19 protein-coding genes are annotated in these 25,419 nt (G+C 60.6%); 11 read left to right on the forward strand and 8 right to left on the reverse strand.

The window, feature by feature from the left end:
• Positions 1-5 precede the first annotated feature (5 nt).
• The 3 genes from ngg to mnmC form a co-directional block, all read right to left on the reverse strand.
• Positions 6-1,751 carry an N-acetylglutaminylglutamine synthetase gene (gene ngg / locus H8F21_RS23385; RefSeq protein ID WP_203479586.1) on the reverse strand — a complete coding sequence of 582 codons (1,746 nt, stop codon included), beginning with the start codon at positions 1,749-1,751 and terminating at the stop codon, positions 6-8.
• 3 nt (positions 1,752-1,754) lie between these two features.
• Positions 1,755-3,542 carry an N-acetylglutaminylglutamine amidotransferase gene (locus H8F21_RS23390; RefSeq protein WP_203479585.1) on the reverse strand — a complete coding sequence of 596 codons (1,788 nt, stop codon included), beginning with the start codon at positions 3,540-3,542 and terminating at the stop codon, positions 1,755-1,757.
• Positions 3,543-3,706: 164 nt separating this feature from the next.
• The gene (gene mnmC, locus H8F21_RS23395; RefSeq protein WP_203585427.1) at positions 3,707-5,710 is read right to left on the reverse strand and encodes a bifunctional tRNA (5-methylaminomethyl-2-thiouridine)(34)-methyltransferase MnmC2/FAD-dependent 5-carboxymethylaminomethyl-2-thiouridine(34) oxidoreductase MnmC1; all 2,004 of its coding nucleotides are present in this window, start codon (positions 5,708-5,710) and stop codon (positions 3,707-3,709) included.
• A gap of 136 nt (positions 5,711-5,846) precedes the next feature.
• On the opposite strand from mnmC, the gene pap reads away from it, so the two are divergent.
• Together pap and H8F21_RS23405 are read left to right on the forward strand one after the other, a co-directional pair.
• On the forward strand, positions 5,847-7,340 hold the full coding sequence (pap, locus tag H8F21_RS23400; protein ID WP_203543003.1) for a polyphosphate:AMP phosphotransferase: 1,494 nt from the start codon (positions 5,847-5,849) through the stop codon (positions 7,338-7,340).
• A 111-nt stretch (positions 7,341-7,451) separates the two neighbouring features.
• Complete coding sequence (locus H8F21_RS23405; RefSeq protein ID WP_203479582.1) at positions 7,452-8,408, forward strand: DMT family transporter; 957 nt, start codon at positions 7,452-7,454, stop codon at positions 8,406-8,408.
• Between the two features lies 1 nt (position 8,409).
• Here H8F21_RS23405 and H8F21_RS23410 read toward each other — a convergent pair whose 3' ends face one another.
• Positions 8,410-9,804: a class II fumarate hydratase gene (locus H8F21_RS23410; RefSeq protein WP_203585428.1), complete on the reverse strand. Its 1,395-nt coding sequence runs from the start codon at positions 9,802-9,804 to the stop codon at positions 8,410-8,412.
• A 157-nt stretch (positions 9,805-9,961) separates the two neighbouring features.
• On the opposite strand from H8F21_RS23410, the gene H8F21_RS23415 reads away from it, so the two are divergent.
• From H8F21_RS23415 to H8F21_RS23445, 7 genes are all read left to right on the forward strand, one after another.
• Entirely contained in the window at positions 9,962-10,486 is a 525-nt protein-coding gene (locus H8F21_RS23415; RefSeq protein WP_038608281.1) for a DUF2059 domain-containing protein, read from the forward strand.
• A 15-nt stretch (positions 10,487-10,501) separates the two neighbouring features.
• On the forward strand, positions 10,502-10,801 hold the full coding sequence (locus tag H8F21_RS23420) for a BolA family protein (RefSeq protein WP_136475054.1): 300 nt from the start codon (positions 10,502-10,504) through the stop codon (positions 10,799-10,801).
• 107 nt (positions 10,802-10,908) lie between these two features.
• A complete protein-coding gene (trhO, locus tag H8F21_RS23425; protein ID WP_203585429.1) occupies positions 10,909-11,847 on the forward strand; it encodes an oxygen-dependent tRNA uridine(34) hydroxylase TrhO in 939 nt (312 codons plus the stop codon).
• A 3-nt stretch (positions 11,848-11,850) separates the two neighbouring features.
• Entirely contained in the window at positions 11,851-12,483 is a 633-nt protein-coding gene (locus tag H8F21_RS23430) for a DsbA family protein (RefSeq protein WP_203585430.1), read from the forward strand.
• Positions 12,476-14,308, forward strand: coding sequence for an ABC transporter ATP-binding protein (locus H8F21_RS23435; protein ID WP_203479579.1), 1,833 nt, complete (start codon positions 12,476-12,478; stop codon positions 14,306-14,308). The genes H8F21_RS23430 and H8F21_RS23435 overlap by 8 nt, the downstream gene beginning before the upstream one ends.
• A 108-nt stretch (positions 14,309-14,416) precedes the next feature.
• On the forward strand, positions 14,417-16,873 hold the full coding sequence (locus H8F21_RS23440; protein ID WP_203585431.1) for an EAL domain-containing protein: 2,457 nt from the start codon (positions 14,417-14,419) through the stop codon (positions 16,871-16,873).
• Positions 16,874-16,944: 71 nt separating this feature from the next.
• Complete coding sequence (locus H8F21_RS23445) at positions 16,945-17,697, forward strand: TenA family transcriptional regulator (RefSeq protein ID WP_236043192.1); 753 nt, start codon at positions 16,945-16,947, stop codon at positions 17,695-17,697.
• 2 nt (positions 17,698-17,699) lie between these two features.
• On the opposite strand, the gene H8F21_RS23450 is transcribed toward H8F21_RS23445, so the two are convergent.
• The 4 genes from H8F21_RS23450 to H8F21_RS23465 all read right to left on the reverse strand — a co-directional run bounded on the left by H8F21_RS23450 (position 17,700) and on the right by H8F21_RS23465 (position 21,304).
• Entirely contained in the window at positions 17,700-18,440 is a 741-nt protein-coding gene (locus tag H8F21_RS23450; RefSeq protein ID WP_203479576.1) for a YciK family oxidoreductase, read from the reverse strand.
• Between the two features lie 96 nt (positions 18,441-18,536).
• Entirely contained in the window at positions 18,537-19,208 is a 672-nt protein-coding gene (mupP, locus tag H8F21_RS23455) for an N-acetylmuramic acid 6-phosphate phosphatase MupP (RefSeq protein ID WP_136475061.1), read from the reverse strand.
• Positions 19,209-19,210: 2 nt separating this feature from the next.
• A complete protein-coding gene (ubiG, locus tag H8F21_RS23460; RefSeq protein ID WP_203479575.1) occupies positions 19,211-19,909 on the reverse strand; it encodes a bifunctional 2-polyprenyl-6-hydroxyphenol methylase/3-demethylubiquinol 3-O-methyltransferase UbiG in 699 nt (232 codons plus the stop codon).
• Positions 19,910-19,972: 63 nt separating this feature from the next.
• Positions 19,973-21,304 (reverse strand): TRZ/ATZ family hydrolase, encoded by a 1,332-nt coding sequence (locus H8F21_RS23465; protein WP_203585432.1) that lies wholly within the window; start codon positions 21,302-21,304, stop codon positions 19,973-19,975.
• Between the two features lie 109 nt (positions 21,305-21,413).
• Here H8F21_RS23465 and mtnA point away from each other — a divergent pair, with 109 nt between their 5' ends.
• Both mtnA and gyrA read left to right on the forward strand, forming a co-directional pair.
• Positions 21,414-22,490: an S-methyl-5-thioribose-1-phosphate isomerase gene (gene mtnA / locus H8F21_RS23470; protein WP_203542997.1), complete on the forward strand. Its 1,077-nt coding sequence runs from the start codon at positions 21,414-21,416 to the stop codon at positions 22,488-22,490.
• Between the two features lie 279 nt (positions 22,491-22,769).
• On the forward strand, positions 22,770-25,397 hold the full coding sequence (gyrA, locus tag H8F21_RS23475) for a DNA gyrase subunit A (protein WP_203585433.1): 2,628 nt from the start codon (positions 22,770-22,772) through the stop codon (positions 25,395-25,397).
• Positions 25,398-25,419: the final 22 nt, after the last annotated feature.

The raw sequence follows: 25,419 nt of genomic DNA on the forward strand, positions 1-25,419 counted from the left end.
TGTGCTCAGGGTGCCGGCCGGCTGTGTGGAAACAGCAGGTCGACGAAGCGTTCGGCAGTGGGTTGTGGCTCGTGGTTAGCCAGCCCGGCGCGTTCATTGGCTTCGATGAAAACGTGATCGGGCTGGTCAGCGGCGGTGACCATCAGGTCGAGGCCGACGACCGCAATGTCCAGGGCGCGCGCGGCGCGGATCGCCGCGTCGGCCAGGGTCGGATGCAGGCGTTCGGTGACGTCCTCCAGGCAACCGCCGGTGTGCAGATTGGCTGTGCGTCGTACCGCCAGGCGTTGGCCGGCAGGCAACACGGTGTCGTAGTCGACCCCAGCCGCGTGCAGGGTGCGCTGGGTTTCGTCGTCGAGCGGAATGCGGCTCTCGCCGCCGGTAGCGCTCTGGCGGCGTCGGCTCTGGGCTTCGATCAGCGCGCCGACTGCATGTTGGCCGTCGCCGACAATGTGCGCAGGATGGCGTATGGCGGCAGCCACCACCTCAAAACCAATGACCACGATGCGCAGGTCCAGGCCTTCGTGGAAGCTTTCCAGCAACACACGACTGTCGAAGCGCCGGGCGTTTTCCACCGCCTGACTGATCTCTTCAAGGCTGGTGAGGTTGACGGCCACCCCCTGGCCTTGCTCGCCATCCAGGGGTTTGACCACCACCGCGCCATGGTCTTCGAGAAAGGCCAGATTGTCGTCGGCGTTGCCCGCCAGTTGTTGCGCCGGCAATTGCAGACCGGCGTTCTTCAGTATCTTGTGGGTCAGGCTCTTGTCCTGGCACAGGGTCATGCTCACGGCGCTGGTAAGGTCACTCAACGACTCGCGGCAGCGTACCCGCCGACCGCCCAGGCTGAGTGTGAACAGACCGGCGTCGGCGTCATCGACCTGTACCTCAATGCCGCGTCGGTAGGCTTCCTCGACAATGATGCGGGCATAGGGGTTGAGCCCGGTCTGCGGACCTGGGCCGAGGAACAAAGTCTGGTTGATGCCGTTTTTGCGTTTGATCGCGAAGGTCGGCAGGGTGCGAAAGCCCAATTTCGCATACAAACGCTTGGCCTGGCGGTTGTCGTGCAACACCGAAAGATCGAGGCAACTCAAGCCGCGACTCATGAAATGCTCGATCAAGTGCCGCACCAGCACTTCGCCCACCCCAGGCCGGGTGCAATGTGGGTCGACCGCCAGGCACCAGAGGCTGCTGCCGTGCTCGGGATCGGCAAAAGCCTTGTGATGATTCAAGCCCATCACGCTGCCGATTACCGCGCCGGTGTCTTCATCTTCGGCCAACCAGTACACCGGGCCGCCGAGGTGGCGCGGGGTAAGCAGCGCCGGATCGACAGGCAGCATGTTGCGCGCCAGGTACAGGGCGTTGATGGCTTGCCAGTCACTGTCGTTCTGCGCACGGCGGATACGAAAGCCACGAAACACCCGCTGCGCCGGACGGTAGTCAGTGAACCACAGGCGCAGCGTGTCGGAAGGGTCGAGGAATAACTGCTGGGGCGCCTGGGCCAACACTTGTTGAGGGGCGGCCACATACAGGGCGATATCGCGCTCGCCGGCACGCTCGTCCTGCAGCGCGCAGGCAAGGCTTTGCGGGTCGGGGTAGGTGTGACCGATCAGCAGGCGCCCCCAGCCGCAATGCAGCGAGCGCGGCTGGTCGTGAGGGTCGCTGCCATCGCCGGCCAGTTGCGCCTGCAGACGCTCGTAGGACGGCACCTGGCCGCGAACCAGGCGCTGACCATAAGGTGAAGCGTGGGCTTTCATCGATCAGATTCCTTGTTCGCTGAGCCACAGGTTCAAAGCCGCCAGTTGCCAAAGCTTCGAACCGCGCAGCGGCGTCAATTGGCCGTGGGGATCGCTGAGCAAGCGGTCCAGGGCGGCCGGTTCGAACAGGCCGCGATCCTGGCTTGGGTCGAGCAACAATTGGCGTACCCAGTCCAGCGTGGCACCTTGCAAATGCTTCAGGCCTGGCACCGGGAAGTAGCCTTTCTTGCGATCGATGACTTCGCTGGGAATGACCAGGCGCGCTGCTTCCTTGAGCACCTGCTTGCCGCCATCGGGCAGTTTGAAGCGCGCCGGGATGCGCGCCGACAGCTCCACCAGGCGGTAATCCAGAAACGGCGTGCGAGCTTCCAGGCCCCAGGCCATGGTCATGTTGTCGACGCGTTTGACCGGGTCATCGACCAGCATCACCGTGCTGTCCAGGCGCAGGGCCTTGTCCACGGCATCGCTGGCGCCGGGTTGAGCGAAGTGGTGGCGGACAAAGTCGCCGGCAGCGTCATGTTCGAGTCGCCACGGTTGTTGAACCGTCTCGGCATAGTCGTCAAAGCTGCGGTCGAAAAAGGCGTCGCGGTAGGCAGCATAAGGGTTCGATGCGCCATCGACCTGCGGGTACCAGTGATAACCGGCGAACAATTCGTCAGCGCCCTGGCCGCTTTGCACCACTTTGCAGTGTTTGGCCACCTCACGTGACAGCAGGTAGAAGGCGATGCAGTCGTGGCTGACCATCGGCTCGCTCATGGCACGGAACGCCGCTGGCAGTTGCTCGATGATTTCTCGCTCGTCGATACGCAACTGATGGTGGCGCGTGCCGTAGTGACGAGCGATCAGGTCCGAGTACTGGAACTCGTCGCCGCGTTCACCACCGGCATCTTCGAAGCCGATGGAGAAGGTCGACAAGTCTTCCACGCCCACTTCGCGCAGCAGCCCCACCAGCATGCTGGAGTCGACGCCGCCGGACAACAGGACGCCGACATCGACGGCGGCACGTTGACGAATTGCCACGGCTTCGCGGGTGCTTTCGAGCACGCGGTCACGCCAGTCTTCCAGGCTCAGGTCCAGCTCGTCGGTGCGCGGGCCATATTGCAACTGCCACCATACCTGCTGCTCAACACGGCCTTGGGCATCGATACGTATCCAGGTGGCTGGCGCCAGCTTCTGCACATTGGCCAGCAGGGTGCGCGGTGCAGGTACAACCGCATGGAAATTCAGGTAATGGTTGAGCGCTACCGGGTCGAGCATCGGGTTGATGTCACCGCCTTTCAACAAGGCCGGCAGGCTTGAGGCGAAGCGCAAACGCTCGCCGTTGCGCGACAGGTATAAAGGCTTGACCCCGAGACGGTCGCGGGCGAGAAACAGTTGCTGGGTGTCGCGCTCCCAGATCGCCAGGGCAAACATGCCGTTCAGGCGCGGCAGCAGATCGGCGCCCCAGGCATGGTAGCCCTTGAGCAGCACTTCGGTGTCGCCGTCTGAATAGAACCCGTAGCCGAGGTCTTCCAGCTCGCGACGCAGTTCAGGGAAGTTATAAATGGCGCCATTGAAGGCCAGTGATAAACCTAACTGACTATCGACCATGGGCTGCGCCGAGCCGTCGGACAGATCCATGATTTTCAGCCGACGATGGCCCAGCGCAATCGGGCCCTGGCTATGAAAGCCCCAGGCATCCGGGCCACGAGGTGCCAGGTGATGGGTCATTCGCTCGACCGCGGCGAGGTCCGCCGGGCGTGGTGGATGGGCAACAGGGGTGAAACGAAACTCTCCAGCTAATCCGCACATAAGTCCTTACCGGTTTTGCCGTTGGGGAAGGTGCCCAAAACGCGGGCACATTGAAACTGACCGAGCGGGCTGGCGAGAGTTTTAGAACGATTAGTTATATGCGGTGATGGCGGGCTTTGAGCTGAGAACTGCAAGCGGGAGGTGCCGCTTGCAGTACTTCTAGCTCAGGGCTTGGAGGTTGGCGCAGTTTTTTTTCCGCGAATCAGCTCGCGCAGCATGAAGCGGTTGGGGTGGCAGGCTTCGGCTACGTCGCGGGGGACCGGCAGTGGTGCATCGTCGATCCAGGCAGCGATCAGCTCGCCGCTCAGCGGGGCGGTGATGATTCCGCGTGAGCCGTGGCCGCTGTTGATGTACAGGCCTTCGATCCAGGGGCAGGGAGTATTGGGCACCTGACGGGCATCCTTGGCCAGGACGGCATATTGCTGGTCGAACAGTTGCCTCTCGGCCAGTGGGCCGACGATCGGCAGATAGTCTGGACTGGTGCAGCGAAAGGCTGCACGGCCCTGCAGGGTATGTGGGTCAATATGGTGGGTGTCGAGGCGTTCGGCGAGGTCGCTGGAAATTTCATCGAGCAGATGCAGGTTACCGATGTGCTCTTCAACGGTGGGGGTTGTGTCCAGGCTATGGAAGTCGAAGCTGGCGCCCAGGGTGTGTTCGCCACCTCGTGACGGTGCGACGTAGCCGTCGGCGCACACCACGGTATTCAATGCCTGGCTTCGGGCGGTAGCTGGCAAGCGGGTGATCTGCCCGCGTATGCGCTTGAGCGGCAGGCCGACACAGGGTTCGAAACGCTGGATTTCGGCGGCAGTGGCCAGCACGACCACCGCTGCACTGGCGAGGAATTTCTCGCTTTCCCAGGCCTGCCACAGGCCATCGACTTTTCGCAGTTGCATCACCTGGTGGTGGGTCAGCAGCGTAATATTGGGGTGCTGCAGTTGTGCCTGGCACAACGCCGGCGGATGCGCCCAACCCGCCTGGGGGTAGAACAATCCGCCACTGGCCAGCGCTACACCTGCCACCGCTTGCGCCTGCTCGCGACTCAGGCGTTGCAGCAGTTGCCGGTCGAAGGCATTGGCCAGGGTTTCCTGACGTTGCTCTTCCTTGCTGTCGAAGGCCAATTGCAGAACACCGCAAGCGTCCCAATCCTGCCCCCGCTGCAGGCATTGAAGCAGGCGTCTGGTGTAGCCGAAACCACTCAGAATCAGACGCGACAACGCCGTGCCATGGGCCGATAGCTTGAGGTAGAGCACTCCCTGCGGATTGCCCGAGGCTTCTGCAGCCACGGTCGCGTGGCGCTCCAGTACGCTGACCTGCCAGCCTCGAGCCGCAAGGCTGGCGGCGGTGGCACAACCGGCAAGCCCGGCGCCGATAACCAGCGCCTGGCGCGGGCCGGTCAAGACAAGAGGGCGGGCGAACCAGGGGGCGACGGTTACCGAGTTGTCCTGGGGCTCTGGAGTGCCACGAAAGACCCCACGCAGTACTTCCCACTTCTTGCCGATACCCGGGATGCGTTTCATCTCAAAGCCCACGGCAATCAGGCCGCGGCGCACCCAACCGGTGCTGGTGAACGTGCCGAGGGTGGCATTGGCAGCGCAGAGGCGGCCGATTTGAGTGAACAGTTCCGGTGTCCACATTTGCGGATTCTTTGCCGGGGCGAAGCCGTCGAGGAACCAGGCGTCGACCTCGGCATCGAGTTGTGGCAGTTGCTCCAGGGCATCACCAATCATCAGGGTCAACCGCACTCGGCCCTGATCGAAGACGAAGGTCTGGAAGCCATCATGCACCGCCACGTACTGCGCCAGCAGCGCAGCGCTGAAGGGCGCCAGCTCCGGCCACAGGGCCAAGGCACGAGCGAGGTCAGCATGACTGAGCGGGTACTTTTCCACGCTGATGAAATGCAGGCGGGCATCGGCGTTTGCGCATTCGTTGAACAGTTGCCAGGCACAGAAGAAATTCAGTCCCGTGCCAAAACCGGTTTCACCGATCACCAGGCACTGCTCCGGCGCCATCGTGCTGAAACGCTGGCGCAGGTCGTTCTGGTCAATGAACACATGACGGGTTTCTTCCAGGCTCTGGTCCTTGGAGAAATAAATGTCATCGAACTGGCGCGAATGGGGGCGGCCCTGCTCGTCCCAGTCGATCTGGGCGTATTGGGTTACTTCAGTCATGGTCGGCTCAGGTCAGGCTAGAACGGCATTTTAGCTGATCGACACGACACTGTTGTCTTCACCTGGGCATTCTTTGTTTGCCGGACAAAGAGGGCCTCGATCCGCTAGTCTTGCTTATCCATGTAGGGAGCCTGGTATGTTCGAATCCGCTGAAATTGGTCACGCCATCGATAAAGAGACCTACGACGCCGAAGTGCCCGCACTTCGCGAAGCGTTGTTGGAGGCACAGTTCGAACTCAAACAGCAGGCGCGTTTCCCGGTGATTGTATTGATCAACGGTATTGAAGGCGCTGGCAAGGGCGAAACGGTGAAGCTGCTCAACGAGTGGATGGACCCGCGCCTGATTGAAGTGCGTACGTTCGACCAACAGACTGACGAAGAACTCGCGCGGCCACCGGCCTGGCGCTACTGGCGCGCATTGCCCGCAAAAGGTCGAATGGGGGTGTTTTTCGGCAACTGGTACAGCCAGATGCTGCAGGGGCGAGTCCATGGGCATTTCAAGGATGCGGTGCTCGATCAGGCCATCCGCGGCGCCGAGCGCCTGGAGGAAATGCTCTGTGACGAAGGGGCGTTGATCTTCAAGTTCTGGTTTCACTTGTCGAAAAAACAGATGAAAGCCCGGCTCAAGGCGCTCAAGGATGATCCATTGCACAGTTGGCGCATCAGCCCGCTGGATTGGCAGCAGTCGCAAACCTATGATCGCTTTGTGCGCTTCGGTGAGCGGGTGCTGCGCCAGACCAGCCGTGATTACGCGCCCTGGCATGTCATTGAAGGTGTTGACCCGTATTACCGCAGCCTGGCAGTCGGGCGCATTCTGCTTGAAGGCTTGCAGGCCGCGCTCAAGGTCCAGCATGCACCGATTCATCGCCCCAGCGTCGCCCCGCTGGGCGAGAGTATCGATCAGCGCAGCTTGCTGGGTAGCCTGGACATGACCCTACGCCTGGACAAAAGCGAGTACCAGGAGCAGCTGATTACCGAGCAAGCGCGGCTGGCGGGTTTGCTGCGCGACAAGCACATGCGTCGCCATGCCTTGGTGGCGGTGTTCGAGGGCAATGATGCAGCGGGCAAGGGCGGCGCCATTCGTCGCGTTGCCGCGGCGCTGGACCCACGGCAGTACCGTATCGTGCCGATTGCGGCGCCCTCTGAAGAGGAGCGCGCACAACCTTACCTGTGGCGGTTCTGGCGCCATGTGCCGGCGCGCGGCAAATTCACCGTGTTCGACCGCTCCTGGTACGGCCGCGTGTTGGTCGAGCGCATCGAAGGCTTCTGCAGTCAGGCTGACTGGATGCGTGCCTATGGCGAAATCAACGACTTTGAAGAGCAACTGACCGATGCCGGTGTAGTGCTGGTCAAGTTCTGGCTGTCGATTGACGAACAGACCCAACTCGAGCGTTTCCAGGAGCGCGAAAAGATTCCGTTCAAGCGTTTCAAAATTACCGAGGAAGACTGGCGTAACCGCGAAAAGTGGGGGCAATACGCGGAAGCTGTCGGCGACATGGTAGACCGCACCAGCACCGAAATCGCGCCATGGACATTGGTTGAAGCCAATGACAAGCGCTGGGCGCGGGTGAAAGTGTTGCGCACTATCAACAATGCTCTGGAGGCAGCGTTCAAGAAAGACAAGAAATAGCAGTCGCTAGGGGAATGAAGTGCGGAAATCTTTTCTGCAATTGTACCTGTCGGCCCCCACAGCCAATCCGTAGAATTCAGGCTTCCGCCACACAGGGCTATTGAGGCTGTTATGCACATTTCTTCCGGACGCTGGGTCTACGGTCTGTCACTTTCACTGCTGACCGCCTTGCTCTGGGGCATCCTGCCGATCAAGCTCAAACAAGTGTTGCAGGTGATGGACCCGGTCACTGTCACCTGGTTTCGCCTGCTGGTTTCCGGCGGCCTGCTGTTTGCCTGGCTGGCAGCCAGCAAGCGCCTGCCATCGTTCAATCGTCTGGGGCGCAAAGGCTGGGCGCTGGTAGCGCTGGCCACGGGCGGCCTGGTAGGCAACTACGTGCTGTACCTGATGGGGCTCAACCTGCTCAGCCCCGGCACCGCGCAGTTGGTGGTACAGCTTGGGCCGGTGCTGCTGTTGGTGGCCAGTGTGATCCTGTTCAAGGAACGCTTCAGCCTCGGGCAGGGTGTGGGCCTGTTGATTCTGCTGATGGGGTTTGGCTTGTTCTTCAACCAACGCCTGGAAGAGCTGCTGACGTCCTTGAGTGTCTACACCACCGGGGTACTGACTATTATCCTGGCTACCACCATCTGGGTGTTCTACGCCCTGAGTCAGAAGCAATTGTTGACGGTGTGGAATTCGATGCAGGTGATGATGGTCATCTACCTGTGCTGCGCGGTGCTTCTCACGCCGTGGGTCCATCCGCTTGAAGCCTTGCAACTGAATCCACTGCAAGGGTGGCTGTTGCTCGCCTGCTGCCTCAATACCTTGGTTGCCTATGGGGCTTTCGCCGAAGCGCTTGCGCACTGGGAAGCGTCCAAGGTCAGTGCCACCCTGGCGCTGACGCCGCTGGTGACGTTTGTTGCCGTGGCGTTGGCGGCCTGGTTCTGGCCGGACTATGTGCACGCCGAGCAGATCAACACGCTGGGATATCTTGGGGCGATGGTGGTGGTAGTGGGCTCGGTGCTGACTGCGCTGGGGCCGTCGCTGGTTGCCGGCTGGCGGGCCAGGCGAGTGCGCCTGGCCCGCTGACTCAGCCTTTTTTACCCGGTTCGAGCATGTCTTGCGGGCGTACCCACTGATCGAACTGTTCGTTGCTCAGGTAGCCCAGGCTCAAGGCTGCATCGCGCAGGGTGGTGCCTTCGCTGTAGGCCTTCTTGGCAATCTCCGCCGCCTTGTCGTAGCCGATGTGCGGATTGAGCGCGGTGACCAGCATCAGCCCGCGTTCCAGGTGCGCTGCCATTTGTTCGGCATCGGGTTCGATGCCGGCCACGCAGTGCTGCTGGAAGTTGCGGCAGCCGTCGGCCAGCAGCTCGATGGATTGCAGCAGGTTGTGAATGATGACCGGCTTGAATACGTTCAACTGCAAGTGCCCCTGGCTTGCCGCAAAGCCAATCGCCGTGTCGTTGCCCAACACCTGGCAGGCGAGCATCGACAGTGCCTCGCACTGCGTCGGGTTGACCTTGCCAGGCATGATCGAGCTGCCTGGCTCGTTGGCCGGCAGGCGTACTTCGGCAAGGCCTGCACGCGGGCCTGAACTCAACAGGCGCAGGTCATTGGCGATTTTCATCAAGGCCACCGCCAGGGTCTTCAAGCCACCGGCCAAGGTGGTCAGCGGCTCATGCCCGGCCAGGGCGGCAAACTTGTTCGGCGCCGTCACGAAGGGCAGGCCGGAGAGGGCGGCCAACTCGGCAGCGATAGCTTCGGCAAAACCATATGGGGCGTTGAGGCCGGTGCCGACCGCGGTACCGCCCTGGGCCAGCTCGCACACGGCGGGCAGCGCGGCACGGATTGCGCGCTGGGCGTAATCGAGCTGGGCGACATAGGCCGATACTTCCTGGCCAAACGTGATCGGGGTGGCATCCATCATGTGCGTGCGACCGGTCTTGACCAGGTGCAGATGACGTGCCGAGAGTTCGGCCAGGCCTGAGGACAACTCGGTGATCGCTGGCAGTAGATGGTGCTGAACAGCCTGCGCCGCGGCAATGTGCATGGCCGTTGGGAAGCAGTCGTTGGAACTTTGCGAGCGATTGACATGATCGTTGGGGTGAACCGGAATCTTGCCGCCGCGGCCTTTGCCGGCCAGTTCGTTGGCGCGCCCGGCGATAACTTCATTAACGTTCATGTTGCTTTGCGTGCCACTGCCTGTCTGCCAGACGACGAGTGGAAACTGATCGTCCAACTGGCCATCGAGCACTTCATCGGCCGCTTGTTCGATCAGGCGGGAAATATCGGCCGGCAGGTCTCCGTTGCGGTTATTGACCCGTGCAGCAGCCTTTTTGATCATTGCCAGCGCATGCAGGACAGCGATTGGCATGCGCTCCTTGCCGATGGCGAAGTTGATCATCGAGCGTTGTGTCTGGGCTCCCCAGTAGGCCTGCTCAGGAACTTCGACCTGTCCCAGGCTGTCAGTTTCGATACGGCTCATACTGCACTCACTCCCTTGTGGTCTGAATTCGCAGTTTAGGTCTCTTTTAGTCGCAGCGGTTCCATCGCTCGTCGACCCACTTGAGTGCTGCGCCCGAGTCGGCGCAGAATGCTCTACTCTGGGGTACTACCTCCTCTGTCCTAATGAAGGAATTACGATGACCCGTCTTCGCGCCCTTTGCACTGCTGTTGCGCTGGTCTGCGCCAGCGGCCAGGTGCTTGCCGATACCGCCAGCCACAACGCCAGTGCCGAAAAATTCCTCATGATGGCGCACGCTGACAAGCTGGGCACCCCGGTGTATATGCAGGTCCAGCAGATGTTTGCCCAGCGTTTCGAGCAGACCAAGGCGCCTGCTTCGAAAAAGTCCGTGCTCGACAGCTACCAGGCCAAGGCCAACGCCGCGCTGGACCAGGCTATCGGCTGGAACAAGCTCAAGCCCGACATGGTCAAGCTGTACACCAGCACCTTCAGCGAAAGCGAGTTGAAAGACCTGGTAGCCTTCTACCAGTCGCCGCTGGGCAAGAAAGTCCTGGAAAAAATGCCTCAGGTTACCCAGCAATCGGCGCAACTGACCCAGCAAAAGCTGGAAAGTGCAGTGCCGGTGGTCAACAAGCTGTTGGCTGATATGACCAAGGAACTTGACCCGAACGCTGGCAAGGCCGCCGCGCCAGCGAAGAAGTAATACGCGGAGCCGTCCATGTCCATGCAGCAAAAGATTGAACAAAGCCTGGCCGCGCTGGCGCCTCAGCACCTGTCGGTGCTCGACGAAAGCCATATGCACAGCCGTGGGCAGGAAACCCATTACAAGGCTGTACTGGTCAGCGAGCAGTTTACTGGCCTGAACAGCGTGAAGCGCCACCAGAAGGTTTATGCCACCCTCGGCGAGTTGATGGGCCAGGTGCATGCCTTGGCCCTGCATACCTACACCCCTGAGGAATGGCAGAAAGTCGGCGCAGCACCCGCTTCACCCACCTGTGCAGGTGGTAGCAAACACTGATTTCATCGTCAGGTTTTTGCTAGAATGTGCAACGCGCCGCTCGACGGCGCGTTTTTTTTGTCATCCGGTCCGCCCTTTACGAGGGTGACCACCTGGAGATTCATTGCATGACCCAAGCTATCGTCGTGGCGGCGCTGTACAAATTCGTCACCCTGAAAGATTACGTCGAGCTGCGCGAACCGCTGCTCGAAACCATGTTGAGCAACGACGTCAAGGGCACTTTGCTGCTGGCCGAAGAAGGCATCAACGGTACCGTGTCGGGCACCCGTGAAGGGATTGATGGCCTGTTGAGCTGGCTGCGCAGCGACGCACGGCTGGTGGATATCGACCATAAGGAATCCTATTGCGATGAACAACCGTTCTATCGCACCAAGGTCAAGCTCAAGAAAGAGATCGTTACCCTGGGTGTGCCAGGCGTAGACCCTAACCACAAGGTTGGTACCTACGTTGAGCCCAAGGACTGGAATGCGCTGATCAGCGACCCGCAAGTGCTGCTCATCGACACCCGTAACGACTACGAAGTGGCCATCGGCACCTTTGAAGGCGCAATTGATCCGAAAACCACTACCTTTCGTGAGTTTCCGGACTACATCAAGGCCAACTTCGACCCCTCGCGCCACAAAAAAGTGGCCATGTTTTGCACCGGCGGCATTCGTTGCGAAAAAGCCTCCAGCTACATGCTCGGTGAAGGTTTCGAAGAGGTCTATCATCTTAAAGGCGGCATCCTGAAATACCTCGAAGAGGTACCGCAGGAAGAAACCCGTTGGCAGGGCGACTGCTTCGTGTTCGACAACCGGGTCACTGTGCGCCACGACCTGAGCGAGGGCGACTACGACCAGTGCCATGCCTGCCGTACACCGATCAGCGTCGAAGAACGTGCGTCCGAGCATTATTCGCCAGGTATCAGTTGCCCGCATTGCTGGGACAGCTTGAGCGAAAAGACCCGTCGCAGCGCCGCTGACCGGCAGAAGCAGATCGAATTGGCCAAGGCCCGCAACATGCCGCACCCAATCGGTCACAATTACCGCAAAGCCGCCGAGGCCTGATAGATGTCCGCACGCCTGCTCTATGTGATGGACCCGATGTGCTCCTGGTGCTGGGGCTTTGCACCCGTAGCGCAGGCCTTGATCGCCCAGGCCCGAGACGCCGGTATTGAAACCCACCTGGTGCCAGGCGGCTTGCGTACCGGCAGCAGTGCGCTGGACGCGTCGACGCGCGGCTACATCCTTGATCATTGGCAGGCGGTCAATACCGCCACCGGTCAGCCCTTTACCCTCGAAGGTGCGATGCCGGAAGGTTTCGTCTACGACACCGAGCCCGCCTGTCGGGCATTGGTGGCGGCGCGCGGCCTGGACGTGCAGCGCACCTGGGCATTGCTCGCGGCAATCCAGCAGGCGTTCTACCAAGGTGGTGAAGACGTCACCCTTGCACCGAAACTGGTGGAGCTGGCTGAACAGGTCGGCTTCGACCGTGCGCTGTTTGCCGAGCGCTTTGCCAGTGCTGACGTGCGCTCGGCCACGGCCTCCGATATCACCTGGGTGCAGGATCTGGGCATCGCCGGGTTCCCCACCTTGCTGGCCGAACGTAATGGTCAGTTGGCGCTGTTGACCAACGGTTACCAGCCGCTTGATTCCCTCAGCCCGCTGCTCGGCCGCTGGCTGCAGCAGGCAGCGTGTGCTTGATGTCCCAGGGTCACCCGACCCTGTGCCGGGGCCGGCGCCCGCCGTTGCCGATCGGCTGAGCTGGGCGGAAATCCGCCGCCTGGCCTTGCACCATAAAAAAGCCCTGTGGATTGCCAACGGTGTCGCGGTACTGGCAGCCCTGTGCAGCGTTCCTATCCCGCTCTTGTTGCCATTGCTGGTCGATGAAGTGTTGCTTGGGCATGGTGACGCCGCGCTCAAGTGGATGAATCAGTTTTTGCCGGGCAACTGGCAGGTAGCGGCAGGCTACATCGGTTTGATGCTGGTGCTTACGCTGTGCCTGCGGTGTGCCGCGCTGGCCTTCAACGTGGTGCAGGCCAAGCTGTTCGCCGGCCTTGCCAAGGACATTGTCTACCGCCTGCGCATCCGCCTGATCGAGCGGCTCAAACGAATTTCCCTCAAGGAGTACGAAAGCCTGGGCAGCGGCACCGTGACCACGCATTTGGTCACTGACCTGGATACCCTGGACAAATTCGTCGGAGAAACCCTCAGCCGCTTCCTGGTTGCCATGCTGACCCTTACCGGCACTGCGGCGATCCTGATGTGGATGCACTGGAAGCTGGCGCTGTTGATTCTGCTGTTCAACCCCCTGGTCATTTTTGCCACGGTGCAGTTGGGCAAGCGGGTCAAACACCTGAAGAAGCTGGAGAACGACAGTACTTCACGCTTCACCCAGGCGCTGACCGAAACCCTGGATGCCATCCAGGAAATCCGTGCCAGCAACCGTCAGGGCTATTTTCTCGGGCGTCTGGGCTTGCGTGCCCAGGAAGTGCGCAACTATGCGGTAGCTTCGCAGTGGAAGAGTGATGCCAGCGGCCGCGCCAGTGGTCTGTTGTTTCAGTTCGGTATCGATATCTTCCGCGCCGCAGCGATGCTCACCGTACTGTTTTCCGACTTGTCGATCGGGCAGATGCTGGCAGTGTTCAGTTACCTGTGGTTCATGATCGGTCCGGTCGAACAGTTACTGAATCTGCAATACGCCTACTACGCCGCAGGCGGCGCACTGAGCCGGCTCAACGAGTTGCTGGCGCGTGCCGACGAGCCGCAATACCCAGGCGGCGTCGACCCATTCAAGGGGCGCGACACCGTCGGTATCGAAGTGCAGGGCTTGCGTTTTGCCTATGCCGACGAACCGGTGCTCGACCAGTTGAACCTGTCCATTGCCCCAGGTGAAAAGGTGGCCATCGTCGGTGCCAGTGGTGGCGGCAAAAGCACCTTGGTGCAGTTGCTGCTTGGCCTCTATAGCCCGCAGGCCGGCACCATTCGCTTCGGTGGCTCGACCCTGCAGGACATCGGTCTGGAAACCTTGCGCGAGCATGTCGCTGTGGTGCTGCAGCATCCGTCGCTGTTCAACGACACCGTGCGTGCCAACCTGACCATGGGCCGTGATTGCAGCGACGAAGCCTGCTGGCAGGCGCTGGCAATTGCCCAGTTGGAAACGACCATTGCCGCGTTGCCCCGTGGCCTGGACACCGTGGTCGGTCGCTCGGGTGTGCGCCTCTCGGGCGGCCAGCGCCAGCGTCTGGCAATCGCACGCATGGTACTGGCCGAGCCCAAGGTGGTCATACTCGATGAAGCAACCTCGGCCCTTGATGCGGCGACCGAATACAACCTGCACCAGGCGCTTGCGCGCTTTCTCAGTGCGCGAACCACGTTGATCATTGCCCATCGTCTGTCCGCAGTGAAGCAGGCAGACCGGGTACTGGTTTTTGATGGCGGGCATGTGGCCGAGGATGGCGATCATCAGCAGTTGATCGCCGATGGTGGCTTGTACGCCAAGCTGTATGGTCATCTGCAACAGAGTTGAGCTTAAACTGCGTGTAACGGAGAAAAGCGCTCCAGTATTGCGAGCAAATAGCCTAGGCTGTGCCTTTATAAGATAAAGATTCATCCGGCTCTGTGTGCAAGGGACCTCATGAAGCGAAAAAGGACTCTCGAAACCCCGAACTTGTTCGGCATCATCTGGCCATTTGTTGCCGTGGTGTTGTTCCAGGCATTGTTGGGGGGGATCAGTCTCTACGCCTTGTCGGCAGTGCGTGGCTACGTAGCAGGGGAGAGCCTTTGGTCCAAGGGGCAAAAGGACGCCATCTATTACCTCAACCTGTATGCCGACAACCGCGACGAAGCGGTTTTCGCAAAGTACCAGACTGCCTTCGCCGTGCCGCAGGGCGGACACGACCTGCGTGCTGCCCTGGATCTGCCCGAACCGGATCTGGACGCGGCGCGACGCGGTATTTTGCAGGGCGGCAATCACCCCGATGATGTCTCCAGTCTTATCTGGTTGTACTTGAACTTTCGCCAGGTCAGTTACCTGGAAAAGGCCATTGAGCTGTGGTCGGTGGGCGATAGCTTTCTGAATCAGCTCAACGATGTCGCTCAACAGATGCAGGACGGCTTTCGCAGTAACACCGCCACCGCCAGCGATGTGGCCGAATGGAAGGCGCGCATCGCCACGATCAACGATGGTGTAACGCCTGCGGCCCGGGCATTCAGCGATGCCCTGGGCGAAGGTTCGCGGGTACTGCTGCGGGTGCTGCTGGTGACCAACCTGGCCACCGCCTTTTTTCTGATTGCCTTGGCATGGATGCGCTCAAGCAAGCTGCTGGCGCAACGACAAGCCTTTGCCAACGCCTTGGAGGTAGAAAAGGAGCGGGCGCAGATTACCTTGGAGTCGATAGGCGACGGCGTGATCACCACCGATGTTGAAGGCTGCATCGCTTACATGAACCCTGCGGCCGAGCAATTGACTCACTGGCATGCGGCCCAGGCCCTGGGCTTGCCCCTGGCGGCGCTGTTCAGCCTGCTCGACGAGAATGCCGAGAAAAACAGCCTGACACTGGTCGAGCGTATTCTGGGTGGAGACTTCAGCGGCGGCACTGAACATACCAAGCTGATCCAGCGCCTCGATGGCAGTACCGTCTCAGTGACCCTGGTGGGGGCACCGATCATGGCTGAAGGGCAGATAAGCGGCACTGTGCTGGTTTTGCATGACATGACTCAGGAGCGGCAGTACATCGCCAATCTGTCCTGGCAGGCAACCCATGATGCATTGACCGGGCTCGCCAACCGCCGCGAATTCGAATATCGCCTGGAGCAGGCACTCAACACCTTGGCACGCAAGCCGGCGCGGCATGCGCTGATGTTCCTCGATCTTGACCAGTTCAAGCTGGTCAACGACACCTGTGGGCATGCCGCCGGTGACGAACTGCTCAGGCACATCTGTGCGGTGCTCCAGGCGGGATTGCGCGACGGCGATACCCTCGCGCGCCTGGGCGGTGATGAGTTCGGCATTCTTCTTGAGAATTGTGGGCATGAGCTGGCTGAGCGCATTGCTGAAAGCCTGCGCCAGGCCGTTCAGAACCTGCATTTTGTCTGGAAGAACCGCCCGTTCATGACCACCGTGAGTATCGGGCTGGTGCATGTATCCCAAGCCCCTGTCACCCTTGAGGCCTCCCTGCGTGCCGCGGATATGGCGTGCTACATGGCCAAGGAAAAGGGTCGCAATCGGGTGCAGGTGTATCACGCTGACGACAGCGAGCTGTCCATGCGTTTTGGCGAAATGGCCTGGATTCAGCGGCTGCATGTGGCGCTGGAAGAAAACCGCTTTTGCCTGTACGCCCAGGAAATCGCGGCCCTTGGGGAGCATGACGGGTCAGGGCATATCGAAATTCTCTTGCGCCTGCAGGATGAAAACGGACGCATCATTTTGCCCGACAGTTTCATTCCTGCCGCCGAGCGCTACGGTTTGATGACAGCGCTGGATCGTTGGGTGGTGCGCAATGTGTTCGAGGTGATTCGCCAGTGCCTGGATGAGCGCGGTGATGGCCCACTGGCCATGTGTGCGATCAATCTGTCGGGTAGCAGCATTGGCGATGACAAATTCCTCGAGTACCTGCGCCGGCTGTTCGGTGAGTATGATATTCCGCCGCAAATGATCTGTTTCGAGATCACCGAAACCAGTGCCATTGCCAATCTGGGCAGTGCCATACGCTTTATCAACGAGCTGAAAAGCCTCGGTTGCCGGTTCTCGCTGGATGACTTCTGCGCCGGAATGTCGTCATTTGCTTACTTGAAGCATCTGCCCGTGGATTTCCTGAAAATCGACGGCAGTTTCGTCAAGGACATGCTCGATGACCCGGTCAATCGAGCTATGGTTGAGGTCATCAATCATATCGGCCATGTCATGGGCAAACGCACCATTGCCGAGTTCGTCGAAACGCCGTTGATTGAGCAAGCCCTGCAGGAAATAGGCGTCGACTACGCCCAGGGCTACCTGATCGAGCGACCGCAGGCCTTTACCTGCGACAGCTTGCAGCGCCAACGGATTGCAGCAAGGCCTTTGTTGTTCAAGGCACCAGGGACTTTTCGCTGAAATCTGCACGAATAATCACAAGGAACAAGGAGCTAAAAGTGATTGACGCGTTTGTTCGTACCGGTCCATTGATGGACCCCACCAGTTACCCGCTCTGGGCCCAGCAGTTGATCAAAGACTGCCATGAGAGCAAGCGCAGGGTAGTCGAACACGAACTCTACCAGCGTATGCGTGACGGCCGACTCAGCAGTCGGACGATGCGCCAGTACCTGATTGGCGGCTGGCCGGTGGTCGAGCAGTTTTCCCTGTACATGGCCAAGAACCTGACCAAGACCCGCTATGCCCGCCATCCCGGCGAAGACATGGCGCGTCGCTGGTTGATGCGCAACATTCGTGTCGAGCTCAATCATGCCGATTACTGGTTGTACTGGAGCCAGGCCCATGGCGTCAGCCTTGAAGACCTGCAGGCCCAGGAAGTGCCGACCGAACTCAATGCATTGAGCGATTGGTGCTGGCACACCTGTGCCACCGATTCGCTGGTGGTGGCGGTGGCGGCGACCAACTATGCAATCGAAGGAGCGACGGGCGAATGGTCGGCGGTGGTGTGCTCCACCGGTGTCTATGCCCAGGGTTTTCCGGAGGAAGGTCGCAAGCGCGCCATGAAGTGGCTGAAGATGCATGCCCAGTACGATGACGCCCACCCATGGGAAGCACTGGAAATCGTCTGCACCCTGGCGGGCAATCACCCTACCCAGGCGCTGCAGACCGAGCTGCGTCGGGCGGTGTGCAAGAGCTACGACTACATGTACTTGTTTCTGGAGCGCTGCATGCAACTGGAACAGCACCAGCCCGCCCGGGTTCAGGCGGAACTGGTAGAGGGCTGAGCTTACTGGGCGTTGAACGCCTGGCCGTTGACGCCAGCGCTGTCCGGGCCCATCAAGTACAGGTAGACCGGCATGATTTGCTCAGGCAAAGGGTTGTTCTCCGGGTTCTCGCCCGGATAAGCCTGGGCACGCATGCTGGTGCGGGTGGCGCCCGGGTTGATGCTGTTGGAGCGAACCGGGGCGACGTTTTCCAGTTCGTCGGCGAGGGTTTGCATCAACCCTTCGGTAGCGAACTTCGACACACCGTAGGCGCCCCAGTAGGCCCGGCCTTTGCGCCCGACGCTGCTGGAAGTGAAGATCACCGATGCATCCTTAGACAGCTTGAGCAGCGGCAGCAGGGTGCTGGTGAGCATGAACATGGCGTTGACGTTGATTTGCATGACGCGCATGAAGTTGTCGCCAGACAACTGCTCCAGCGGCGTGCGCGGGCCAATGATCGAGGCGTTGTGCAGCAAGCCGTCGATGTGGCCGAACTCGTTTTCAATCATTGCTGCCAGTTCGTCGTACTGATGCGGCAACGCGGTTTCCAGGTTGAACGGAATGACTGCAGGCGTGGGGTGGCCAGCCGCTTCGATCTCATCGTAGACCTGGCTCAGGTTGCCTTCGGTCTTGCCCAGCAACAGTACGGTCGCGCCGTGGGCGGCGTAGGCCTTGGCCGCAGCTGCACCGATTCCACGACCAGCGCCGGTGACCATGATGGTCCGGCCTTGCAGCAGGTCGGGGCGGGCGGAATATTCGAACATGGGGTTACCTCGTGGGAAGTGGGACGTTTCATCGCGGGCAAGCCCGCTCCCACAGGGGAGACTACCAGCCTGTGGGGGCTTGCCCGCGTGACCAAATCAGCAGCCGCAGAGTGCGCTATCGAGCACCTTGCGCAGCTCCAGCGGATGATCGACCACAACATCCGCACCCCAGTTGTTGGGGTTGTCGTCCGGGTGAATGTAGCCATAGCGCACCGCTGCGGTGCGGGTGCCGGCATCACGACCAGACTCGATGTCGCGCAGGTCATCACCGACGAACAGCACGCTGGCCGGGTCCAGGTTCAAGGTTTTGCAGGCAAGGATCAGCGGCTCGGGGTCTGGTTTGCTGTTCTTCACGTGATCGGGGCAAATCAGCAAGGCCGAGCGTTCAGCCAGGCCCAACTGCTGCATGATCGGCTCGGCGAAGCGCACCGGCTTGTTGGTGACCACGCCCCACAGCAGGTTGCCCTTTTCGATGTCGGCGAGCAGTTCAGCCATGCCGTCGTAGAGTTTGCTGTGAACCGCACAACCTTGTTGGTAGCGCTCGAGGAACTCCAGGCGCAGGGCTTCGAATTCCGGCGCTTCTGGGTCGAGGTTGAAGGTGACCGCTACCATCGCCTTGGCACCACCGGAGACCACGTCGCGGATGCGCTGGTCGTCGATTGCCGGCAGGCCACGTTCGGCGAGCATCGCCTGGCAGATGGCGATGAAGTCCGGCGCCGTGTCGAGCAGGGTGCCGTCCATGTCAAAAAGTACTGCTCTCAGGCGCATGCTCATTCCTCGCGCAGGGTCTGGATCATGTAATTGACGTCGACATCGTTGGCCAGCTTGTAGTGCTTGGTCAACGGGTTGTAGGTCAGGCCGATGATGTCCTTGACGTTCAGGCCGGCTTCACGGCTCCAGGCGCCGAGCTCGGAAGGGCGGATGAACTTCTTGAAGTCGTGGGTACCGCGCGGCAGCAGCTTCATGATGTATTCAGCGCCGATGATCGCGAACAGGTAAGCCTTTGGGTTGCGGTTGATGGTCGAGAAGAACACCTGGCCGCCGGGCTTGACCATGCGGTAGCAGGCACGGATCACCGAAGAGGGATCAGGCACGTGCTCGAGCATCTCAAGGCAGGTCACCACGTCGAACTGCTCGGGCATTTCTTCGGCCAGCGCCTCGGCGGTGGTCTGGCGGTATTCGACCTCTACGCCGGACTCGAGCTGATGCAGGCGGGCCACGGCCAGTGGCGCTTCACCCATGTCGATACCCATGACAGTGGCACCGCGCTGGGCCATGGCCTCGCTGAGGATACCGCCGCCGCAACCGACGTCGAGAACCTTCTTGCCGGCCAGCTTGACCCGCTCATCAATCCAGTTGACCCGCAGTGGGTTGATGTCGTGCAGGGGCTTGAATTCGCTTTCACGGTCCCACCAGCGATGGGCCAGGGCTTCGAATTTAGCGATTTCTGCGTGGTCGACGTTGCTCATGGAGCGCTCCTCTGAAACTTTGATTAAAGGTGTCACGGGCTGGCAGCCACAGCGGCCGGCCGGTTATTCGCTACGCTCGCCGATCCGCTCGCCCCAGGCGCAGGCGGCGGCATGCAGGGCCTGCTCGTCCATGCGGGTCAGGCGGCGCTCATCGAGCAATTGTTGACCAGCAACCCAGACATGCTTCACGCAGTCACGATTGCTGGTGTAGATCAGTTGTGAAACCGGCTCGTAGATTGGCTGCTGGGCCAACCCCGACAGATCGAATGCGACCAGGTCGGCAGCCTTGCCCACTTCCAGTGAGCCGGTCACTGTCTCCAGGCCCAGCGCCCGCGCCCCATTGAGGGTAGCCATGCGCAAGGCCCGGTGGGCATCCAGGGCGGCGGCCGAACCGGCCACTGCCTTGGCCAGCAAGGCGGCAGTGCGGGTTTCACCGAGCAGGTCGAGGTCGTTATTGCTGGCCGCGCCATCGGTACCCACAGCTACATTGACACCTGCTTGCCACAATCGCTCCACAGGGCAGAAACCACTGGCCAACTTGAGGTTGGATTCCGGGCAATGCACCACACTGGTGTTGCTTTCTACCAGCAGGGCCAGGTCGTCGTCGCTGATCTGAGTCATGTGCACAGCCTGCAGGCGCGGGCCGAGCAGGCCCAGGCGCGCAAGGCGGGCCAGCGGGCGCTCGTTGCGGGTGGCCAGCGATTGCTCCACCTCAAACGCGGTTTCGTGGATGTGCATGTGTATCGGCGCGTCGAGTTCTTCGGCGATGACGCGGATTTTTTCCAGGTTTTCGTCGCTCACCGTGTACGGGGCATGCGGGCCCATGGCCACGGTTATGCGCGGGTGATAGCGCAGGTCGCCAAACAGTTCGACGGCCTGATGCAGGCCGTCTTCGGTGGTGCGTGCGCCGGGTATCGCGAAGTCGAGCAGCGGTACGGCGATTTGCGCGCGGATGCCGCTGTTGTGCGCCCGCTCACTGGCGACCTTGGGGAAGAAATACATGTCGGAAAAGCAGGTAACGCCACCTTTTATCTGCTCGGCGATCGCCAGGTCGGTGCCATCACGCACGAATGCTTCATCCACCCAGCGGCCTTCGGCCGGCCAGATGTGTTCTTCGAGCCAGGTCATCAGTGGCAGGTCGTCGGCCAGGCCGCGAAACAGGCTCATGGCGGCATGGCCGTGGGCGTTGATCAGCCCGGGGCTGAGCAGGCAACCTGGCAGCTCGCGGGTTTTGCTGGCGACAAAGCGCTCGGCTTCGGCGCGGGTGCCGATGAAAACAATGTGGCCATCACGAATACCCAGGCCATGATCCTTCAATACCACCCCGGCAGGTTCGACAGGCACCAGCCAGGTAGGCAGGAGCAACAGGTCGAGCGGTGTAGCGGGTTTGGGCATGGCAGGATTTTCCTGGGACACATGGGCTGAGGGCGAAGTATACCCGAGCGTCTGCGCCTGGGGCTCGCTATAATCGTGCGCTTTTGATGTCCGAATGACGGGGTGAGGCATGCGCGATCGACTACTGGCAGCAGAGAAGGTGGACGCCATCGATTGGCGTGATGGCATCTTGTACTTGCTCGACCAGCGCGTTCTGCCAACTGAAGAGCGCTGGCAAGCCTGTTCCGATGCTGCCCAGGTGGCGCAAGCCATTGCGTCGATGCAGGTGCGCGGCGCGCCTGCCATCGGCATTTGTGCGGCCTATGGCCTGGCCATGGCCGTGCGTCAGCGCCTGGCTGCGGGCGATGATTGGGAGATGGCCCTGGAAGAAGACTTCGAGAGCCTGCTGCATTCACGTCCAACCGGCGCCAACCTGTTCTGGTCACTCAATCGCATGCGCGAGCGTCTGCTGCGAATCAAGGAAGGCGAGGATGTAGCGGCCATCATGGAGGCCGAGGCCATTGCCATCCACGACAGCGATCGAGAAGCAAACCTGACCATGGCCCAGTTGGGCGCCGAGCTGATTCGCAAGCATCAGGGCAACGAACAGGCGGTGCTTACCCACGGCAATGCCGGCGCGCTGGCAACCGGCGGTTTCGGTACTGCCCTGGGGGTGATTCGTGCCGCTTATCTGGAGGGCATGGTTGAACGGGTGTATGTCGACGAAACCCGGCCATGGCTCCAAGGTTCACGGCTGACGGCCTGGGAGCTGGCCTGCGATGGCATTCCTGTAACCGTCAATGCCGATGCCGCCGCTGCCCACTTGATGAAAACCAAGGGTATTACCTGGGTTATTGTCGGTGCCGACCGTATTGCCGCCAATGGCGACGTGGCCAGCAAAATCGGTACTTATCAGTTGGCAGTCAATGCCATGCACCACGGTGTGCGCTTCATGGTGGTTGCATCGAGTTCGAGCATCGACCTGAACCTGGACAGCGGTGAAGACATCCTCCTGGAAGAGCGTGATGCCGGCGAGCTGATGGAGGTTGCCGGCAAGCGCGTGGGCGCCGAGGTCGACGCGTTCAATCCGGTATTTGATGTAACCCCGGCGGACCTGATCGATGTCATTGTCACCGAGAAAGGCATTGTCGATCGTCCAGACACGGTAAAGATGGCGCAATTGATGTGTCGCAAGCGCTTGCATTGAGTGTTTGGCTTCGCTTGCGGCCTGCGGGTACGGCCTGGCGGGCGTTACTGACGAGCAGTAGGGTAGTAGTGCCGCAGCCTACTCCCACCGTCTGGGCGATTGTGGTAACATCCGACGGTTTCCAAGGCAGCCTTATGAGGCTGTCTTTACTGCGCAGATCCATGGCTTAACTCGTTGATTTGTCGTAAGTCGCTGCAAGGAGTCACTTTGCAGCGGCGAGCTTCGTTCGTCCCATATGGATGTGACGAGGTTTCACCAGAAAAAGGAATCAGGCTTCTCATGGGCGAACTGGCCAAAGAAATCCTCCCGGTCAATATCGAAGACGAACTGAGACAGTCCTACCTCGACTACGCGATGAGCGTCATTGTCGGGCGTGCACTGCCCGATGCGCGTGATGGCTTGAAGCCCGTGCATCGCCGCGTTCTGTTTGCGATGAGCGAACTGGGTAACGACTGGAACAAACCGTACAAGAAATCCGCCCGTGTGGTCGGTGACGTGATCGGTAAGTACCACCCGCATGGTGATACGGCTGTTTACGACACCATCGTACGTATGGCGCAGCCATTCTCGCTGCGGTACCTGCTGGTCGACGGCCAGGGTAACTTCGGTTCGGTGGACGGCGACAACGCCGCGGCCATGCGATATACCGAAGTGCGCATGACCAAGCTGGCCCATGAGCTGCTGGCCGACCTGCACAAGGAAACCGTCGATTGGGTGCCCAACTACGACGGCACCGAGCTGATCCCGGCGGTCATGCCGACCAAGATCCCCAACCTGCTGGTCAACGGTTCCAGCGGTATTGCCGTGGGCATGGCAACCAACATTCCGCCGCACAACCTCGGTGAAGTCATCGACGGTTGCCTGGCGCTGATCGACAACCCGGAAATCTCCATTGATGAACTGATGCAGTTCATCCCGGGTCCGGACTTCCCGACCGCAGCAATCATCAACGGTCGCCAGGGCATCATTGAGGCCTATCGCACCGGTCGTGGCCGCATCTACATGCGTGCGCGCTCGATGGTCGAGGACATCGACAAGGTCGGTGGTCGTCAGCAGATCGTCGTTACCGAGCTGCCGTATCAGCTCAACAAGGCGCGTCTGATCGAGAAGATCGCCGAGCTGGTCAAGGAAAAGAAACTCGAAGGCATCACCGAGCTGCGCGACGAGTCCGACAAGGACGGTATGCGTATCGTCATCGAGCTGCGTCGTGGCGAAGTGCCTGAGGTTATTCTCAATAACCTCTACGCCCAGACCCAGCTGCAGAGCGTTTTCGGTATCAACGTGGTAGCGCTGATCGATGGCCGCCCACGGGTACTGAACCTCAAGGACCTGCTCGAAGCATTCGTTCGTCACCGTCGCGAAGTTGTTACTCGCCGTACCGTGTTTGAGCTGCGCAAAGCGCGTGAGCGTGGCCATATTCTTGAAGGCCAGGCGGTTGCCTTGTCCAACATCGATCCGGTCATCGCCCTGATCAAGGCTTCGCCGACGCCGTCGGAAGCCAAGGAAGCGCTGATCAGCACGCCGTGGGAATCGAGCGCCGTACAGGTCATGGTCGAGCGCGCGGGTGCCGACTCCTGCCGTCCGGAAAACCTCGACGAGCAGTTCGGCCTGCGTGATGGCAAGTACTTCCTGTCGCCGGAACAGGCCCAGGCCATTCTTGACCTGCGTCTGCACCGTCTGACCGGTCTGGAGCACGAGAAGCTGCTGGCCGAGTACCAGGAGATTCTCAAGCAGATTGGCGAGCTGATCCGCATCCTCAACAGCGCTGAGCGCCTGATGGAAGTGATCCGCGAAGAGCTGGAACTGATCCGTGCCGAATACGGCGACGTGCGCCGCACCGAAATCCTCGATGCGCGTCTCGATCTGACCCTGGGCGACATGATTCCGGAAGAAGAGCGGGTTGTGACGATCTCCCACGGCGGCTACGCCAAGACCCAGCCACTGGCGGCCTATCAGGCTCAGCGTCGTGGCGGCAAAGGCAAGTCGGCAACTGGCGTCAAGGACGAGGACTACATCTCGCACCTGCTGGTAGCCAACAGCCACACCACGTTGTTGCTGTTCTCCAGCAAGGGCAAGGTGTACTGGCTCAAGACTTACGAAATTCCGGAAGCCTCCCGTGCTGCGCGCGGTCGACCACTGGTCAACCTGCTGCCGCTGGACGAAGGCGAGTACATCTCGACCATGTTGCCGGTCGAGGAATACACCGAAGGTCACTTCATCTTCATGGCGACCGCCAACGGTACCGTGAAGAAGACCCCGCTGGAGTCGTTCAGCCGTCAGCGTAGCGTCGGTCTGATCGCCCTGGAGCTGGACGAAGGTGACGTACTGATTTCTGCCGCCATCACCGATGGCGAGCGCGAAGTCATGCTGTTCTCCGACGCTGGCAAGGTCACCCGTTTCAAAGAATCCGATGTTCGTGCCATGGGCCGTACCGCCCGTGGTGTACGCGGCATGCGTCTGGCCGAAGGGCAGAAGCTGATCTCCATGATCATTCCGGAGGAGGGCAGCCAGATCCTCACCGCCTCCGAGCGTGGTTTTGGCAAGCGTACCGAAATCGGCGAGTTCCCCGAGTACAAGCGTGGCGGTCAAGGCGTTATTGCCATGGTCAGCAACGAGCGTAACGGCCGTCTGGTCGGTGCGGTACAGGTGCAGGAAGGCGAAGAAATCATGCTGATTTCCGACCAGGGCACCTTGGTCCGTACCCGCGTTGGTGAGGTTTCCAGCTTGGGTCGTAACACCCAGGGTGTCACCCTGATCAAGCTGGCCAGCGACGAGACCCTGGTAGGTCTGGAACGTGTCCAGGAGCCATCCGAAGAGGAAGGCGACGAAGACTACGAGGAAGATGCTGACGCCGTTGAAGCACCAGAGGCCGCTGCCGCTGGCGACGAAGAGGCGCCGCAGGAATAACCAACAGTAGCGTAATCCAGGT

The sequence above is a fragment of the Pseudomonas arcuscaelestis genome, assembly GCF_016881005.1.
Lineage (GTDB): Bacteria > Pseudomonadota > Gammaproteobacteria > Pseudomonadales > Pseudomonadaceae > Aquipseudomonas > Aquipseudomonas arcuscaelestis.